13 protein-coding genes are annotated in these 14,357 nt (G+C 65.7%); 2 read left to right on the top strand and 11 right to left on the bottom strand.

The window, feature by feature from the left end; genetic code table 11:
• From CYJ07_RS19180 to CYJ07_RS19140, 9 genes are all read right to left on the bottom strand, one after another.
• The coding region (locus CYJ07_RS19180; RefSeq protein WP_104205302.1) for a TRAP transporter substrate-binding protein at window positions 1-805 on the bottom strand (805 nt) is incomplete at its 3' end.
• Between the two features lie 86 nt (window positions 806-891).
• Window positions 892-1,911 (bottom strand): zinc-binding alcohol dehydrogenase family protein, encoded by a 1,020-nt coding sequence (locus CYJ07_RS19175; RefSeq protein ID WP_104205301.1) that lies wholly within the window; start codon window positions 1,909-1,911, stop codon window positions 892-894.
• Between the two features lie 12 nt (window positions 1,912-1,923).
• Entirely contained in the window at window positions 1,924-3,135 is a 1,212-nt protein-coding gene (gene manD / locus CYJ07_RS19170; protein ID WP_104205300.1) for a D-mannonate dehydratase ManD, read from the bottom strand.
• Between the two features lie 36 nt (window positions 3,136-3,171).
• Window positions 3,172-4,593, bottom strand: a complete 1,422-nt coding sequence (gene uxaC, locus CYJ07_RS19165) for a glucuronate isomerase (protein WP_104205299.1) — start codon at window positions 4,591-4,593, stop codon at window positions 3,172-3,174.
• 31 nt (window positions 4,594-4,624) lie between these two features.
• On the bottom strand, window positions 4,625-5,914 hold the full coding sequence (locus CYJ07_RS19160) for a TRAP transporter large permease (protein ID WP_104205298.1): 1,290 nt from the start codon (window positions 5,912-5,914) through the stop codon (window positions 4,625-4,627).
• On the bottom strand, window positions 5,911-6,402 hold the full coding sequence (locus tag CYJ07_RS19155; RefSeq protein ID WP_104205297.1) for a TRAP transporter small permease: 492 nt from the start codon (window positions 6,400-6,402) through the stop codon (window positions 5,911-5,913). Before CYJ07_RS19155 ends, CYJ07_RS19160 begins: the two co-directional genes overlap by 4 nt.
• 92 nt (window positions 6,403-6,494) lie before the next feature.
• Window positions 6,495-7,454, bottom strand: coding sequence for a C4-dicarboxylate TRAP transporter substrate-binding protein (locus CYJ07_RS19150; protein ID WP_104205296.1), 960 nt, complete (start codon window positions 7,452-7,454; stop codon window positions 6,495-6,497).
• 25 nt (window positions 7,455-7,479) lie between these two features.
• On the bottom strand, window positions 7,480-8,232 hold the full coding sequence (locus CYJ07_RS19145) for a GntR family transcriptional regulator (protein WP_104205295.1): 753 nt from the start codon (window positions 8,230-8,232) through the stop codon (window positions 7,480-7,482).
• 149 nt (window positions 8,233-8,381) lie between these two features.
• A complete protein-coding gene (locus tag CYJ07_RS19140) occupies window positions 8,382-10,094 on the bottom strand; it encodes a DEAD/DEAH box helicase (protein WP_104205294.1) in 1,713 nt (570 codons plus the stop codon).
• Window positions 10,095-10,537: 443 nt separating this feature from the next.
• On the opposite strand from CYJ07_RS19140, the gene CYJ07_RS19135 reads away from it, so the two are divergent.
• Window positions 10,538-10,996, top strand: coding sequence for a YaiI/YqxD family protein (locus CYJ07_RS19135; RefSeq protein WP_104205293.1), 459 nt, complete (start codon window positions 10,538-10,540; stop codon window positions 10,994-10,996).
• 166 nt (window positions 10,997-11,162) lie between these two features.
• Here CYJ07_RS19135 and CYJ07_RS19130 read toward each other — a convergent pair whose 3' ends face one another.
• Together CYJ07_RS19130 and CYJ07_RS19125 are read right to left on the bottom strand one after the other, a co-directional pair.
• Window positions 11,163-12,167: a glutathione S-transferase family protein gene (locus CYJ07_RS19130; protein ID WP_104205292.1), complete on the bottom strand. Its 1,005-nt coding sequence runs from the start codon at window positions 12,165-12,167 to the stop codon at window positions 11,163-11,165.
• Window positions 12,168-12,285: 118 nt separating this feature from the next.
• A complete protein-coding gene (locus CYJ07_RS19125) occupies window positions 12,286-13,185 on the bottom strand; it encodes a LysR family transcriptional regulator (RefSeq protein WP_104205291.1) in 900 nt (299 codons plus the stop codon).
• 98 nt (window positions 13,186-13,283) lie between these two features.
• Between CYJ07_RS19125 and CYJ07_RS19120 the strand changes: the two genes are divergently transcribed.
• Window positions 13,284-14,129 (top strand): pirin family protein, encoded by an 846-nt coding sequence (locus CYJ07_RS19120; RefSeq protein WP_104205290.1) that lies wholly within the window; start codon window positions 13,284-13,286, stop codon window positions 14,127-14,129.
• Window positions 14,130-14,357: the final 228 nt, after the last annotated feature.

Here is a 14,357-nt window from a genome sequence, read left to right as displayed (position 1 = left end):
GCTCGGCCTGGTAGGTCTGCATCTCCTGGGCCGCGTCGCGCACGACCTGCTGCAGGTCCTCGGGCATGCTCTCGAGCTGGCTGCGGCCGATCACCACGTAGATCCAGCTACGCACGTGGCCGGTGAGGTTCACGTAGTCCTGCACCTCGTTGAAGCTGGCGCTCTCGATCAGGCTGAGCGGGTTCTCCTGGGCCTCGATGGTGTTCTGCTGCAGGGCGGTGAATACCTCGCTGAAGGCCATCGGCGTGGGTCGCGCACCCAGCGCTTCCCAGGTGTCGACGAACAGCGGCACGTTGGGCACGCGCAGGCGAAGGCCATCGAGATCGTCGGGGTGGCGGATCGGCCGGTTCGAAGTCAGCTCGCGCGGACCGCGCTCGAACCAGGCCAGCGGCACCAGGTTGGCACGCTCGGTGATCTGGGCCTCGATCTGCTCGCCGATCTCGCTTTCCACCGCCTGGCGCAGATGCTCGGAATCGCGGAAGGCATAAGGCACCGCCATCATCGCCGCCTTGGGCGCCCAGTTCTGCAGGCTCTCCCCGGTGATCGTCATGTCGGCGGTACCGAGCTGGATGCTGTTGATCACGTCCATCTCGTTGCCGAGCTGCTCGTTGGGATAGAGCTGCACCTCGATGCGCCCGTCCGAGTTCTCCTCGACCAGTTCCTTGAAGCGCTCGGCGGCCTGGTGCCAAATGTTCTGCTCGTTGGCCAGATGGCCGAATTTCAGCGTGACGTCGGCGGCCAGGGTGGTCTGGCTTGCGATCAGGGCGACCCCGAGGACGGCGCTGGTGACGAATCGTTTGATCATGGCGTAACTCCTGTTTTTGCCATACTGGCTGTTGTTGCTGTTATGAGCATCGCGTCATCGCGATGCGGCTGTCGCGTCATGCTGGCTCAGGCACCGATGTCGATGAGCACCTTGCGAGCCCTTTCGGGATGATGATCGAGCATATCGATGGCCCCGGGCATCTCGTCGAAAGGCAGGCGATGGCTCACCAGCGCCAGCGGATCGAGACGCCCGGAAGCCATGCGCTCGAGCACGTCCGGAAACTTGCGGTTGTTGAGCCGCGAACCGACCAGGGTCAGCTCCTTCTTGATCACCTCCAGTTGCACCAGATCACTGGGAGTGGGGTTGAAACCGAGCAGGCCGATGCGCCCCGCCGGCGAAGCGATACGCAGCATCTGCGGCAGCAGGGCCGGTACGCAGGCGGTATCGGCGATCAGCGGAATGCCCTCGCCTGCCGTCAGTTCGCGCACCGCGCCCTCGACGTCTTCCTTGCCGTGCCAGGTGCGCGTGGCGCCGAGTTCGCGGGCCGTGGCCAGGCGCTCGTCGATCAGGTCGATCACCGTGATGTCCCCGACGCCCAGGGCGCGCGCCATCTGCACGATGGTCAGGCCGATCACGCCGGCACCGTAGACCAGCAGGCGGTCGCCGCGCAGCGGCTGCATCCGTTCCAGCACGTTGGCGGCGATGGAATAGGGCTCCACCAGCGCACCCGCTTCCAGCCCCAGCCCATCGGGCAAGCGGTGGACGTTGGTCGCCGGCACGTTGACCCACTCCTCGAAGCCGCCATCGCGATGCACGCCGATCACCTGCAGCGCGCTGCACACGTTGGGTCGACCGATGCGGCACGGATAGCACTCACCGCAGTTGACCACCGGGTCGATGCACACCCGGGCACCGAGCTCGATGCCCTCGACGCCCTCGCCGAGCGCCTCGACCGTGCCGGCGAATTCATGGCCGGTGATGCGCGGAAAGCGCACGAAGGCGTTGTCGCCGTGGATGATGTGCATGTCGGAACCGCAGATACCGGCGAAGGCCACCTTAACCAGCACCTCGCCAGCAGCGGCGCGGGGCGCCTCGACATCGGCGATGGCGTAGTTCAGCGGCGCGTTTACCTGAAAGGCTTTCATCGTGCGGTCTCCTTACCAGTGCCAGAGGGTGCCGTCTTCCAGCCGGTTGACCGGCAGGCTGGCGCGCTTGTAGGGGTATTGCCGGGCCAGCTCCTCGTCGATGTCGACGCCGTGCCCCGGCGCCTCGCCGACCAGGAAGTGGCCGTCCTCGAAGCGGTAGTCGTGGGGGAATACGGCGTCGGTCTCCGCCGTGTGGGGCATGTGCTCCTGTATGCCGAAGTTGGGCACCCAGGTGTCGAAGTGGATCGCCGCGCCCAGGCACACCGGCGACAGATCCGTCGGCCCATGGAAGCCCGTGCGCACGTGATAGAGCCCGGCCAGGTCGGCGATGCGGCGCACGTGGGTGATGCCGCCGCCATGCGTCAGCGGGGTACGGATGTAATCGATCCACTGGTTCTCGAGCAGCTCGCGATAGTCGTGGATCGAGTTGAACACCTCCCCCACCGCCAGCGGCGTGGTGGTGTGCTGGCGGATCAGGCGAAAGCTCTCCTGGTTCTCGGCCGGCACGCAGTCCTCGAGCCAGAACAGGTGATAGGGCTCGACCGCCTTGCCCAGGCGCGCCGCCTCGATGGGCGTCAGCCGGTGATGCACATCGTGCAGCACGTGCAGCTCGTCGCCGAAGCGTTCGCGCACCGCGGCGAACAGCTTGGGCACGTGGTTGAGGTACTTCTCCGTGCTCCAGACATGCTCGGCAGGCAGCTCGGCGTCCGCCGGCTCGTAGCGCTCCCCCTCGCGCTTGGCGACACCGTAGATGGTGGCGATGCCGGGCACGCCGGCCTGCACGCGCACGGCGCGATAGCCCAGCTTGACGTGCTTCTCCACCTCCGCCAGGCAGCCCTCGATGTCCTTGCCGGTGCAGTGAGCGTAGGTCATCACCCGCTCGCGGCTCTTGCCCCCGAGGAGCTGGTAGAGCGGCATGCCCGCCGCCTTGGCCTTGATGTCCCACAGCGCCATGTCCACGGCCGACACGGCGGACATGGTCACCGGCCCCCGGCGCCAGTAGGCGCCACGGTAGAGATAGTGCCAGATATCCTCGATGCGGCTGGCGTCACGCCCGATCAAGGCGGGAATCACGTGCTCCTCGAGGTAGGCCACCACGGCCATTTCGCGGCCATTCAGGGTGGCGTCGCCGATGCCGTAGGTGCCCGATTCGGTGACGATCTTGAGGGTAACGAAATTGCGCCCCGGCGAGGTGACGATCACATAGGCGTTGCTGATTTTCATGAAGGTTCCGTCGCTATAAAAGAGTTTGGGCTCGGCTCATCGCTCGAAGAGATAGCGCTGCACGTTGTCGTAGCACACCGCCCGCACCAGCTCGCCGATGCGGCCGGGGTCGTTCGGCAGTTCGCCGCGCTGCATCTGGCTGCCGAGCATCTGGCAGAAAATGCGGCGAAAGTAGTCGTGGCGGGAGAACGACAGCAGGCTGCGCGAGTCGGTGAGCATGCCGACGAAATGGCGCAGCAGGCCGAAGTTCATCTGCGTGACGAGCTGGCGCTCGATGCCGTCGCGCTGGTCGTTGAACCACCAGGCGGCGCCGAACTGCAGCTTGCCGGGGATGCCGTCGCTCGAAAACGAGCCGACCAGGCTCGCCAGCATCTCGTTGTCGCGGGGGTTGAGGTTGTAGACCACGGTGCGCGGCAGTGCCCGGTCGCGATCGAGCGCATCGAGAATCGCTGCCAGCGGCTCGGCGTAGGTCACGTCGCCGATGGCGTCGAAGCCGCTGTTGGCGCCGATCTCGGCCAGGCCGCGCTGGCTCAAGCTGCGCAGCGCACCGAGATGCAGCTGCATCACCCAGCCACGGCGGGCGTACTCGCGCCCCAGCCACAGCAGCACCGCGGTGGTGAAAGCGGCGTTCTCGTCGCCGCTGAGCGTTTTGCCACGGCGGCGGCGGTCGAGCAGTCGGTCGAGCTCGGCCGCGCTCGGCGGCGCGACGAATACCGGCCTCTCCAGGCTGTGGTCGGAGAGACAGCAGCCGTGGGCGGCGAAGTGCTCGAGACGCTGGTACAGGGCCGCGAGCAGGTCGTCGTAGCCTCGGATCGCCACGCCACTGGCCGCTTCCAGCGCGCCGAGGTAGTCGACGAAGCCGGGCTCGCCGATCTTGAGCACGGCGTCGGCACGGAAGGTCGGCAGCATGGCGGGCGCCGCCCCGCTCTCGGCATGTCGCCGGTGCAACCCGAGGTCGTCCACCGGATCGTCGGTGGTACACACCGTGCGCACGTTGAAGCGCTCGAGAATGCCCTGGGCGCTCAGTTCCGGCGTGGCCAGGCGCTCGCGCGCGGTGGTCCAGACCTCCTCGGCCGTGGCCGGCGAGAGCAGCGTATTCTCGATACCCAGCGGATGACGCAGCTCCAGGTGGGTCCAGTGATAGAGCGGGTTGCCGAGGCAGTCCGGCACCGTTTCGGCCCACGCCTGGAAGCGCTCGCGGTCGCCCACGTCGCCGGTGATGCGCCGCTCATCGATGCCGGCGATGCGCATTGCCCGCCACTTGTAGTGATCGCCCTTGAGCCACAGCTCGGTGAGGTTGTCGAAGCGCACGTTGCCCGCAATTTCTTCCGGACTCAGGTGAGAGTGGTAGTCGCAGATCGGCATGGCGGCGGCATGCTCGTGGTAGAGCCGACGCGCCGGCTCGTTCTCGAGCAGGAAATCCGGTCCCATGAAGGCGATCTTGTCGGAGAGAGTCATTGAATCCTCCATGATTGACGCGCGGTCATGCTCAGCCCATCAGCAGGTTGGGCAGGAACAGCACGATGTCGGGGAAGAAGATGATGCCCAGCACCACCGCGAACACCGCCAGGGCAAAGGGCACCAGTTCGCGGCTGTAATCGAAGAAGGAGCAGCGCAGGATGCCGCACACGGTGTACATCGAGATACCCACCGGTGGAGTCATGCCGCCGAAGGTCACCAGGGTCATCATCAGCAGGCCGAAATGCACCGGGTCGACCCCCGCGGCCTTGACCACCGGCACCAGGATCGGCGTGAGCAACATCACCACCACAGTGGCCTCGAGCAGCATGCCGAGCAGTACCAGCAGCACGGCCAGCGTCAACAGCAGCGTGGCGTGGCTGGAGAACACACCCAGCGTCAGCTCGGCGATGGTCTGCGGCACCCGCTCGAAGGAGACCACGTAGCCGATGATTCCCGAGAACATGATGATCAGCATGATCATGCCGATGTCGCGCACGCTGGCATGCATCGCCGTGAGGATTTCGCGCCATCCCATCTCGCGATGAATCACGCAGCCCACCAGCAGCGCATAGGCCACCGCGAACGCACCCGCCTCGGTGGGCGTGAACAGGCCGTAGCGGATGCCCACCAATAGCCACACCGGGAACAGCAGCGCCCAGATGCTGCCGCGCAGGGCAGTGAGTACCTCGCGGCCAGCCGGCAGCCCTTCGCGTACCGGCGTGTAGCCGCGCCGCTTGGCCACGAAATAGGTGGTCACCATGAGCGCCACCATCAGCAGAAAGCCGGGCACCACGCCTGCAATGAACAGCCGCCCGATTGACACCTCGCCCAGGTAGCCGTAGAGGATCAGGCCGATGCTCGGCGGAATGGTGGCGGTGATCAGCCCGCCGATGGAGAGCACTGCACCGGAAAAACCGGGGCTATAGCCCTCCTTGATCATGCCCTTCCCCAACACGCGCGACTGCATCGCGGCATCGGCCACGGCCGAGCCCGACACGCCGCCCATCAGCGTGCTGAGTACGATGCTCGCCTGGGCCAGTCCGCCACTCATCCATCCGGCCAGAAGCGTGGAGAGACGCATCAGCCGTGGCGTGATACCGCTGGCGTTCATCAGGTGCCCGATGAAGATGAACAGCGGTACCGCCAGCAGCGGAAACGACTGGGTCGCCGAGACGATGCGCTGCGCGCCGATGTTGGTCGGCAGGAAAGTCTCGGGCAGGAAGAAATAGGTGAAGCCGGCGATGCCGATGGCGAAGGCCACGGGCATGCCGATGGCCATCAGCACCAATCCAAGGCCCAGCAGGAGTGCGGCCGTCATAGTGTCTCCTCCACCACATCGTCATCCGGCATCAGGCTCGGCACGATGCCCTTGGTCACGATGCGCCGCATGAGCGAGACGATCATCAGTGCGGCCCCCACCGGCAGCGCCAGAGTAATGTAGCCGTAGCTCAACCCGGCCACGCCCATCGGGCGTTGCCAATTGGACAGAGCCAACGGGAAGCCGTACCACACGAGCAAAGCCAGGAAGCCCAGCATCAGCATCAGGCACAGCCCAGTGACCAAGCGTTGCAGCGGCAGCGGCATGCGCACTATCAGGGCGTCGATACGCACCTGACCGCCACGGCGCAGGGTAATGTCGGCGCCCAGCACAGCGGTCCAGATGAACAGCAGCTGGGCCAGCTCGGCGCCCCCGGCGAACGGCTGGCCGATGGCGCGAGCCGTCGAGCTCACCAGCAGGGTCAGCGAAGTGCCGCCCAGCAGCGCGACGGCAAGCCACGCCTCGAGTCGGTCGTACCAGTACCACATAAGAGAAAATCCTCGAATCAGGATGCAACCGGCGCGCGAGGCCGCCTCGACGGCCAGAGCCCCCGCCGTATGCACGGCAGGGGCCGGCTGGCTCACTCTCCCGAGGTCAGTTGGTCGCGGTACTGGTCGTAGCCGAGTTCTTCGTAGACGCCGGATACGCGCTCGCGAAACAGCTCGACGTCCACTTCGGTGAAGGTCACGCCTTCCGCCTCCATCCGCTCGCGCACGGCGTCCTGGGCGTCGACAGTGGCCTGGCTGGCCTCTGACCCGGCGTTCTGGAGCTCCTCGTCGAGGATGGTACGCAGCTCCTCCGGCAGCGACTGGTACCACTGTTCGGAGGTGGCGAGGCCGGTCATCAAGTGGATATGACCGGTCAGGGCGATATGAGTGATCACCTCGTGGAGATTCTGCCCCTCGGCAGCGGTGAGCTGCGCCTCGGCGCCGTCTATCGCGCCCAGCTGCAGCGCCGAGTAAACCTCCGACCAAGGTAGCGGCGTGGGCGTGGCGCCCATCGCTTCGATGGTCTTGATCCATACCGGTGAGTTGATGGTACGCACGCGCACGCCGTTCAGGTCTTCGGGCGTCTCCACCAGTGTCTGCGTCAGCATGTGGCGCGAGCCCTGGAACCAGTTGTAGTTGAGCAGACGCAGCCCGCTGCTCTCGGCCAGGCTCTCGACCCACCCCTGATAGAGCTCCGACGAGGTGATGCGGTCGTAGTCGGTGTGGTCCTCGACCAGGTAGGGCGCGCTGAGAATACCCAGCTCCGGCTGGTACTCGGACAGTCGCCCGGCATCGATCAGCACCGCGACGTTGGCCCCGCTGCGGATCTGTTCGACCACGTCCTCGTCGGAGCCGAGCTGGCTATTGGGGAAGACGCGGACGGTGAGCTCGCCGTCAGAGCGTTCCGCGATCGTTTCACTGGCCTTCTCCATGGCCTGGACGATGGGATCCTGTGCGCTCAGGGCAGAGGAGAGATTCAATTGGTAGGCCGCGTGGGCCAGATTGGCGGTGGTGGCCAGTGCGATGGCCGTTACGAGTGCTGTTGTCTTCATGGTGAGCTCCTGACGTGTGTTGTGGTTATGACGTCTTTCTACGTGGCGTTGAGCCGTCGAGCGGAACAGCGCCGGGTGAACCGTCGAACATTTCGGGGAAGCGGCGCATGAGTTCGGGCAACGAATGCAGGATCTCGCGCTGATGCACGCTCATGGCCCGCCCCGCCGCTTCGGGGTCCCGCTCGGCGATGGCCTCGACGATCATCGAGTGTTGGTCGGTCAGCTTGGCGATCGGCGTCGATTCGGGAACGCTCAAGTAGCGCACCCGATCGAGCTGCGCCTTGACCTCTTCGGTGACCCGCCAGGCGGCGGTCTGCCCCACCCCCAGCGACAGCGAACGGTGAAATTCCTCATCGAGCCGGAAGAAGCGGTCGTAGTCGTTGGGCGCGATACAGCGCCGCTGGCGTTCGATCAGCTCGCGCAACTCGTCCAGCGTGTTCGCTCCCACCCCCGCCTCGGCCGCGGCGCGGGCCACGGCGACCTCGATCGCCTCGCGCACGAAGCGCGCCTCGAGCACGGCCTTCTGCGAGATCCGCACCACGTAGGTACCGCGCTGCGGGCGCACTTCCACCAACCCCGCCTCCGACAACCGGATGAAGGCCTCGCGCACCGGCTGACGGCTCACCGAAAAGGCGTCGGCCAGCTCCTTTTCCGACAGGGCCTGACCGGGGGCCAGCACCATGCGGATGATCGACTGGCGCAGCACGCGATACAGCCGCTGGCGAACCGAGCCATCGTCGCGCGCTTCCTGCCACAGGGCTTGCAGGGGGGTCGTCATGTCACCGATCTCCATCTTGTTATCGCCAGTTCTGAACAGACTAGTATGGTAGTATGGCAATTGGCAAGCGGACACGAAAAAGCCCAGGCCGGTTTCCCGGCCTGGGCCTTGTCTTCTTCAGCGCTCGCCGCTAGCGACGAGCGGAGCGCTTAGGCGATGGTGCGCCGACGCACCGGTGCATCGCCATCCTCGCGGCGGCGGCGCGGAGCGCGCTCGGGAGCACCACCGTCCTCGCTGATCTCCAGCGGGCGGCCGGCGACGCGAGCGCGAGCCATCTTGGCTAGGATGCTGGCCGGCAGCGAACTCGGCAATTCCACCACCGAGAAGGCGTTGCGGATATCGATGCGACCGATCCGCGAGCCTTCGATGCCGCCCTCGTTGGCCAGCGCTCCGACCAGTTGGCCCGGCTTGACACCATCGCGATGGCCAACGGCCACACGGTAGCGGGTCATGCCCTCGCTGGGTGCACGGTCGCGACGCGGCGGCTTGCCGTCACGCGGCGCGCGCTCGCCCCGCTCGATGCGCTCCTTGCGCGGCGGCTGCAGGCGACCGATGGGCGCCTCGTCGGCACGCGCCAGGGCAGCAAAGGCACAGGCCAGCTCGACCGGATCATGGCCTTCCGCGACCAGGCGCTCGACCAGCGCACGCTGCTCGTCGGCACCGGCCGTCAGGGAGCCGATGATGCGCTGATGGAACACTTCATCGCGATGGGCGCGAATGGCGGCCTCGTCGGGCACTTCCATTTCGCTGAGCTTCTGGCCGGTGGCCTGCTCGATCCAGCCCACCTTGCGACCTTCGCGGAAGCCGACGAAGGTGATCGAGATGCCGGTACGCCCCGCCCGGCCGGTGCGGCCGATACGGTGGGTATAGGCCTCGGCGTCCTGGGGCAGGTCGTAGTTGAAGACGTGGGTGATGCGCGGCACGTCGAGGCCGCGGGCGGCCACGTCGGTGGCGATCAGCACGTCGACCTTGCCGCGCTTCAGGCGCTGGATGGTGCGCTCGCGCAGGCTCTGGTCCAAGTCGCCGGAAAGGCTGGCGACATTGACGCCACGGGCGGAGAGCTGCTCCATCAGGGTGGTGCAGGCGGCCCGGGTGCGCACGAAGACGATGGCGGCGTCCACCGGCTCGACTTCGAGGATGCGCGCCAGCGCCTCCAGCTTGGCTCCGCCATCGACGCGCACCAGGCGCTGCTCGATGTTCTCGCCGGTGGTGGTACCCGACTCGATGGCCACCTTGACCGGGTCGACCAGGTAGCGGTTGACGATGCGCTCGATTTCGGTCGGCAGCGTGGCGGAGAAGAATACCCGCTGGGCTTCCTTGGGGGTATCGGCGACCACGCGCTTGACGTCGTCGATGAAGCCCATGCGCAGCATCTCGTCGGCTTCGTCCAGCACCAGGGCGGAGAGACCGTCGAGCTTGAGGCTGCCGCGATCCAGGTGATCGATCACCCGGCCCGGCGTGCCCACCACTACCTGGGCGCCACGCTTCAGCGCACCCAGCTGTTCACGATATTCCTGGCCGCCACACAGAGTGGCGACTTCCAGACCCTGCAGGTTCTGGCCGTACTTGGTAAAGGAGACGGCCACCTGCTGGGCCAGCTCACGGGTCGGTGCCAGCACCAGCACCTGGGGCTCACGGCGAGTCAGCTCGAGCCGCGACAGCAGCGGCAGAGCGAAGGCCGCGGTCTTGCCGGTACCGGTCTGGGCCTGGCCCAGCATGTCACGCCCTTCCAGCAGCGCCGGAATGGTCTGTGTCTGAATCGGTGAAGGAGTTTCGTAACCCAATGTTTCGACAGCGGCGAGAACGGCAGGCAGCAGAGCAAGATCGCCGAAGCTCGGCGAAGCGACAGAAGTCGAGGTCATCAATCACACCTTGGTAGGCCGGCACTCGCCGGCAATCACATTGAGGCATCCCCGACACAGCCATGCGGCATGGTCGGTGGCCCTGTCGTCGCGGGCCGATTGGGCCTGGACAGAGCGGGTCACGTTTTACGTGGGACGCCGGTCGCACCTGGCATCCGATTCGCGCCAACTGGCGTCGAACCGCGTGGCGACCTTTCTGCGCCGATGTCGCCCGGTTGGCGGCATCTTTTTCGGCGCTCCATCTTCACATCTCGGACGCTACAGCGATGGCTGCGGGTCTCGGTGACTGCCTCTCACACGTCGTCGTGTGGAGCGAGTCGTCATGATGGCGGGGTCAGCACATGCGAGGAGCGCGCATGCTACCATCGGGACTGGCCCTTTGACCAGTACTTTCAACGCTACGCTCACACAGAGCTTCATTATTCTTCGAGGAGCCCGCCCGCATGCCCACCCTCTGGGTCGACGCCGACGCCTGCCCCAAGGTAGCGCGCGACATCATCGTCCGCGCCGCCGAGCGCACCGCCACCCAGGCCTGGTTCGTGGCCAACCACACGATTCCCCTGCCGCCTTCGAAGTGGGTCAAGGCGTTGTCAGTGAGCCACGGCTTCGACGCCGCCGACAACGAGATCGTGGCGCGCCTGGAGGCAGGCGACCTGCTGATCAGCTCCGACCTGCCGCTGGCCCTGGAGGCCATCGACAAGGGCGCGGCGGTGATGACTACCCGCGGCGAGATCCTCGACAGGAACAACATCCGCGCTCGCGTGCAGATGAGAGATTTCATGGAGACCCTGCGCGCCAGCGGCGAGCACACCGGCGGACCCAAGGGCTACAGCGACGCCGACCGGCGCGAATTCGCCAACGCGCTGGATCGGTGGCTGGCACGTCACGCCAGGAAGCTATGAAGCGTCGGGCTGCGGGCTGCGGGCTGCGGGCTGCGGGCTGCGGGCTGCGGGCTGCGGGCTGCGGGCTGCGGGCTGCGGGCTGCGGGCCAGAATATCCCGGCTGCTCTAGCCCCTAGCATGTAGCTCATAACTCGCAGCCTGTGGTCTGTCGCTCGTGGCTCGTCGCTTAGGCCTTCTCGCGAATCCCCTGCCCCGGGAACCTCTCACGGTCGTGCGGACGCTCGAAGTCCAGCCGCGGTCCCTTGGGTACGATGCGGGTCGGGTTGATGGTGTCGTGGCTGTAGTAGTAGTGGCGCTTGATGTGCTCCAGGTCCACCGTCTCGGCCACCCCCGGCCATTGGTAGAGCTCGCGCAGGTAGTTCGAGAGGTTCGGGTAGTCCTCGATGCGTCGGAAGTTGCACTTGAAGTGGCCGTAGTAGACGGCATCGAAGCGCACCAGAGTGGTGAACAAGCGAATATCGGCCTCGGTCAGCCACTCGCCCGCCAGGTAGCGATTCCCGTCCAGACGCGCCTCGATGCGGTCGAGCGCTTCGAACAGCGCCGTCACGTGCTTGTCGTAAACCGCCTGCTCCGTGGCGAACCCCGACTTGTAGACACCGTTGTTGATGTGCTCGTAAACGTCGTCGTTGATCGCATCGATGGTCTCGCGCAAATCCTCGGGATAGAAGTCGAGGCGATTGCCGGCGAGCTCGTCGAAGGCGCCGTTGAGGATGCGCACCAGCTCGGCGGACTCGTTGTTGACGATGCGCCCCTCCTGCTTGTCCCACAGCACCGGCACCGTCACCCGGCCGGTATAGCGCGGGTCGGTCAGGGTGTAGAGTTCGCGGTGGTATTGGACACCGTTGACCGGATCGCCACTGGCGCCCTCATCCTCGTGGTAGGTCCAGCCCTGGTCGAGCATCAGCGGGCTGACCCAGGAGACGCCGATCAGCGATTCCAGCCCCTTGAGCTTGCGCATGATCAGGGTGCGGTGCGCCCAGGGGCAGGCCAGCGACACGTATAGATGGAAGCGCCCCGCCTCGGCCGGCACGGCGCGCTGCCCTTCGGGTCCGGGGCTTCCGTCCGCGGTCACCCAGTCGTGCAGTTGGGCGGACTCGCGCACGAACTCACCGCCGTGTTTCTTGGTGTCGTACCACTGGTCGTGCCACATGCCGTCGATCAACAGTCCCATGTGTCCTCCGGTCGTAATGAAGGGATCTGTCTAGCAGGGTAAGTCGACACGGCTGGCACTCAAGCGCAGTTTTTTCGCCCTTAGCGTCGAAAAAAACGGATATATCGACAGCCGGGGATCACTCCCGATTCGGACAGGTGCTGGACACCGCCTCGTGCAGCGCACGGGCCATGGCGTGGGTCGCCGGCCCGGCTCGATCGCGGTCACGAAAGATCATCTGCATGGGCACCTCGCGAATACCGCCGGCGGCCAGTGGCAGCGGCAACAGCGCTCCCGTTTCCAATTCGGTGTTGATGCGCGTCTCGGGCAGCCAGGCGAACGCCAGTCCGCGGCGCACCATATCGACCGAGGTTTCCAGGTGGCTGACGGTCCAGCGCTGCTCCGCCTTGAGCCAGCCGGCATCCATGGATTGACGCAACGCGGAATCGCGCACCACCATCTGGCGATGCCGCTGCAGGTCGCGCAGATCCAGCGCACGCTCAAGCGCATGCAGGGGGTGGTCGCGGTGCGCCACCGCGATGAAGCGGATCGTCACCAGCGGCTCGCCGAGAAAGCCCTGCGCCGCCAGGCCGGAAATGGTCAGGTCGGCGCGCCCGTCATAGAGCATCTCGATGCCCCCGTTGAGCACCGTCTCGTGGAGCTGCACGCGAACGTAGGGGTATTCGGCGGAGAAGCGGCTCAACGCCATCGCCAAAGCATCGGTGGGAAAGATCTGATCGATCGACAGCACCACTTCGGCCTCGAGCCCTTCGGCAAGGCGACCGGCAACGTCCTCCAGCGCCTCGGCGCCCTCGATCAATTGGCGCGCCCGGCGCAGCAGCATCTCGCCGGCTTCGGTCAGGCGAACCTGGCGTCCCACCGGTTCCAGCACCTGTACGCCAAGCTGCTGCTCCAGCTTGTGCACGGCATGATTGAGGGTGGAAGGACTCTTGTGCACCGCCTCGGCGGCGCGGGCGAAGCCCCCGTGGTCCACCACGGCGGCGAGCATCTGCCACTGGGCCAGGGTGACGCGCGACATATTCGATCACCTCGAATGATCAGTGCGAAACAATGCGCTTAATCTTCGAAAAAAACGGCCTAGAATGCCAGACATATCCGCTACCGGAGGTCGACGACATGACCGCTAACGCCACCCGGCGCATCGAGCAACTGATCCAGAGCCACCCCAGCCAGGACGGCGATGGCGTACAGATTCAACGCATCCATCGCTTCGACGGTACGCTCGATCCCTTCCTGATGCTCGACGAGCTGGGCTCCGAGCGCCCCAACGACTATGTCGGCGGCTTTCCGCCGCATCCTCACCGCGGCATCCAGACGCTGACCTACATCGTGCATGGCGGCATTACCCACGAGGACCATCTGGGTCACAGCAGCACGATTCGAGCCGGCGATGCCCAATGGATGCACACCGGACGCGGCATCGTTCACTCCGAGATGCCGCTGACCGACAGCCAGGGCCTGCACGGCTTCCAGCTGTGGCTCAACCTGGCCGCCCGGGACAAGCTGAGCGAGGCCCGCTACCGCGACGTACGCAGCGACGAAATGCCGCGCCTGGCGGGCACCCGCGCCGAGCTGATCGCTCTCGGCGGCCAGTGGCGTCGTCTCGACGGCGACGGCATCGAAGGGCCCCTGGACTCGCTCGCGGGCAATGGCGCCGTGGCCCACGTGCAGCTGCAGTCGGACGGCGAGTTGGCGCTGGCCGTCGACAGCGAAACGCTTGCCGTCTATGTGTTCGAAGGCACGCTGGAGATCGCCGGCGAGGCGGTTGCCGCCGGCCGGCTGGCCCACCTGGGCGCGGGCGATACGCTTGCGCTCGCCAGCCGCGAAGGCGCCCAGTGCCTGGTGCTTTCCGGCACGCCGCATCGCGAACCGATCGCCCACTACGGCCCTTTCGTGATGAACGACATGCGTGAGATCGACCAGGCACTCAAGGATTACCGCAACGGCACTTTCACGGGCTGAAACCTTGAATTCCGCACGCGCAGAATTTGGTAGCCCTGCCTAACTTCAGATACATTTTTTTACTAAAAGGGGTTGTCTTGATCACTGACGTCACGTTCAATGACAGCCTGTTGAACACTGTTCGACAACGAAACTCGACCGGGAAGCGTTGAAGAAACGCCCCGGCCGAGGCGTTTCTGTACGTATGTACAGTCTAGGCAGGCCATATATCATGGGTTAAGGTTCCCG

This window comes from Billgrantia saliphila (assembly GCF_002930105.1).
Taxonomy (GTDB): Bacteria; Pseudomonadota; Gammaproteobacteria; order Pseudomonadales; family Halomonadaceae; genus Halomonas; species Halomonas saliphila.
The sequence above is the reverse complement of the archived record's forward strand: the minus strand, read 5'-3'. Positions and strand labels throughout refer to the sequence as shown.

Bases quoted from the DNA above. Each gene is read 5' to 3' on its own strand.
- CYJ07_RS19155 (WP_104205297.1), bottom strand. From the start codon at position 6,402: ATGTGGTACTGGTACGACCGACTCGAGGCGTGGCTTGCCGTCGCGCTG.
- CYJ07_RS19160 (WP_104205298.1), bottom strand. From the start codon at position 5,914: ATGACGGCCGCACTCCTGCTGGGCCTTGGATTGGTGCTGATGGCCATC.
- CYJ07_RS19150 (WP_104205296.1), bottom strand. From the start codon at position 7,454: ATGAAGACAACAGCACTCGTAACGGCCATCGCACTGGCCACCACCGCC.
- CYJ07_RS19145 (WP_104205295.1), bottom strand. From the start codon at position 8,232: ATGACGACCCCCCTGCAAGCCCTGTGGCAGGAAGCGCGCGACGATGGC.
- uxaC (WP_104205299.1), bottom strand. From the start codon at position 4,593: ATGACTCTCTCCGACAAGATCGCCTTCATGGGACCGGATTTCCTGCTC.
- CYJ07_RS19125 (WP_104205291.1), bottom strand. From the start codon at position 13,185: ATGTCGCGCGTCACCCTGGCCCAGTGGCAGATGCTCGCCGCCGTGGTG.
- CYJ07_RS19120 (WP_104205290.1), top strand. From the start codon at position 13,284: ATGACCGCTAACGCCACCCGGCGCATCGAGCAACTGATCCAGAGCCAC.
- manD (WP_104205300.1), bottom strand. From the start codon at position 3,135: ATGAAAATCAGCAACGCCTATGTGATCGTCACCTCGCCGGGGCGCAAT.
- CYJ07_RS19175 (WP_104205301.1), bottom strand. From the start codon at position 1,911: ATGAAAGCCTTTCAGGTAAACGCGCCGCTGAACTACGCCATCGCCGAT.
- CYJ07_RS19140 (WP_104205294.1), bottom strand. From the start codon at position 10,094: ATGACCTCGACTTCTGTCGCTTCGCCGAGCTTCGGCGATCTTGCTCTG.
- CYJ07_RS19135 (WP_104205293.1), top strand. From the start codon at position 10,538: ATGCCCACCCTCTGGGTCGACGCCGACGCCTGCCCCAAGGTAGCGCGC.
- CYJ07_RS19130 (WP_104205292.1), bottom strand. From the start codon at position 12,167: ATGGGACTGTTGATCGACGGCATGTGGCACGACCAGTGGTACGACACC.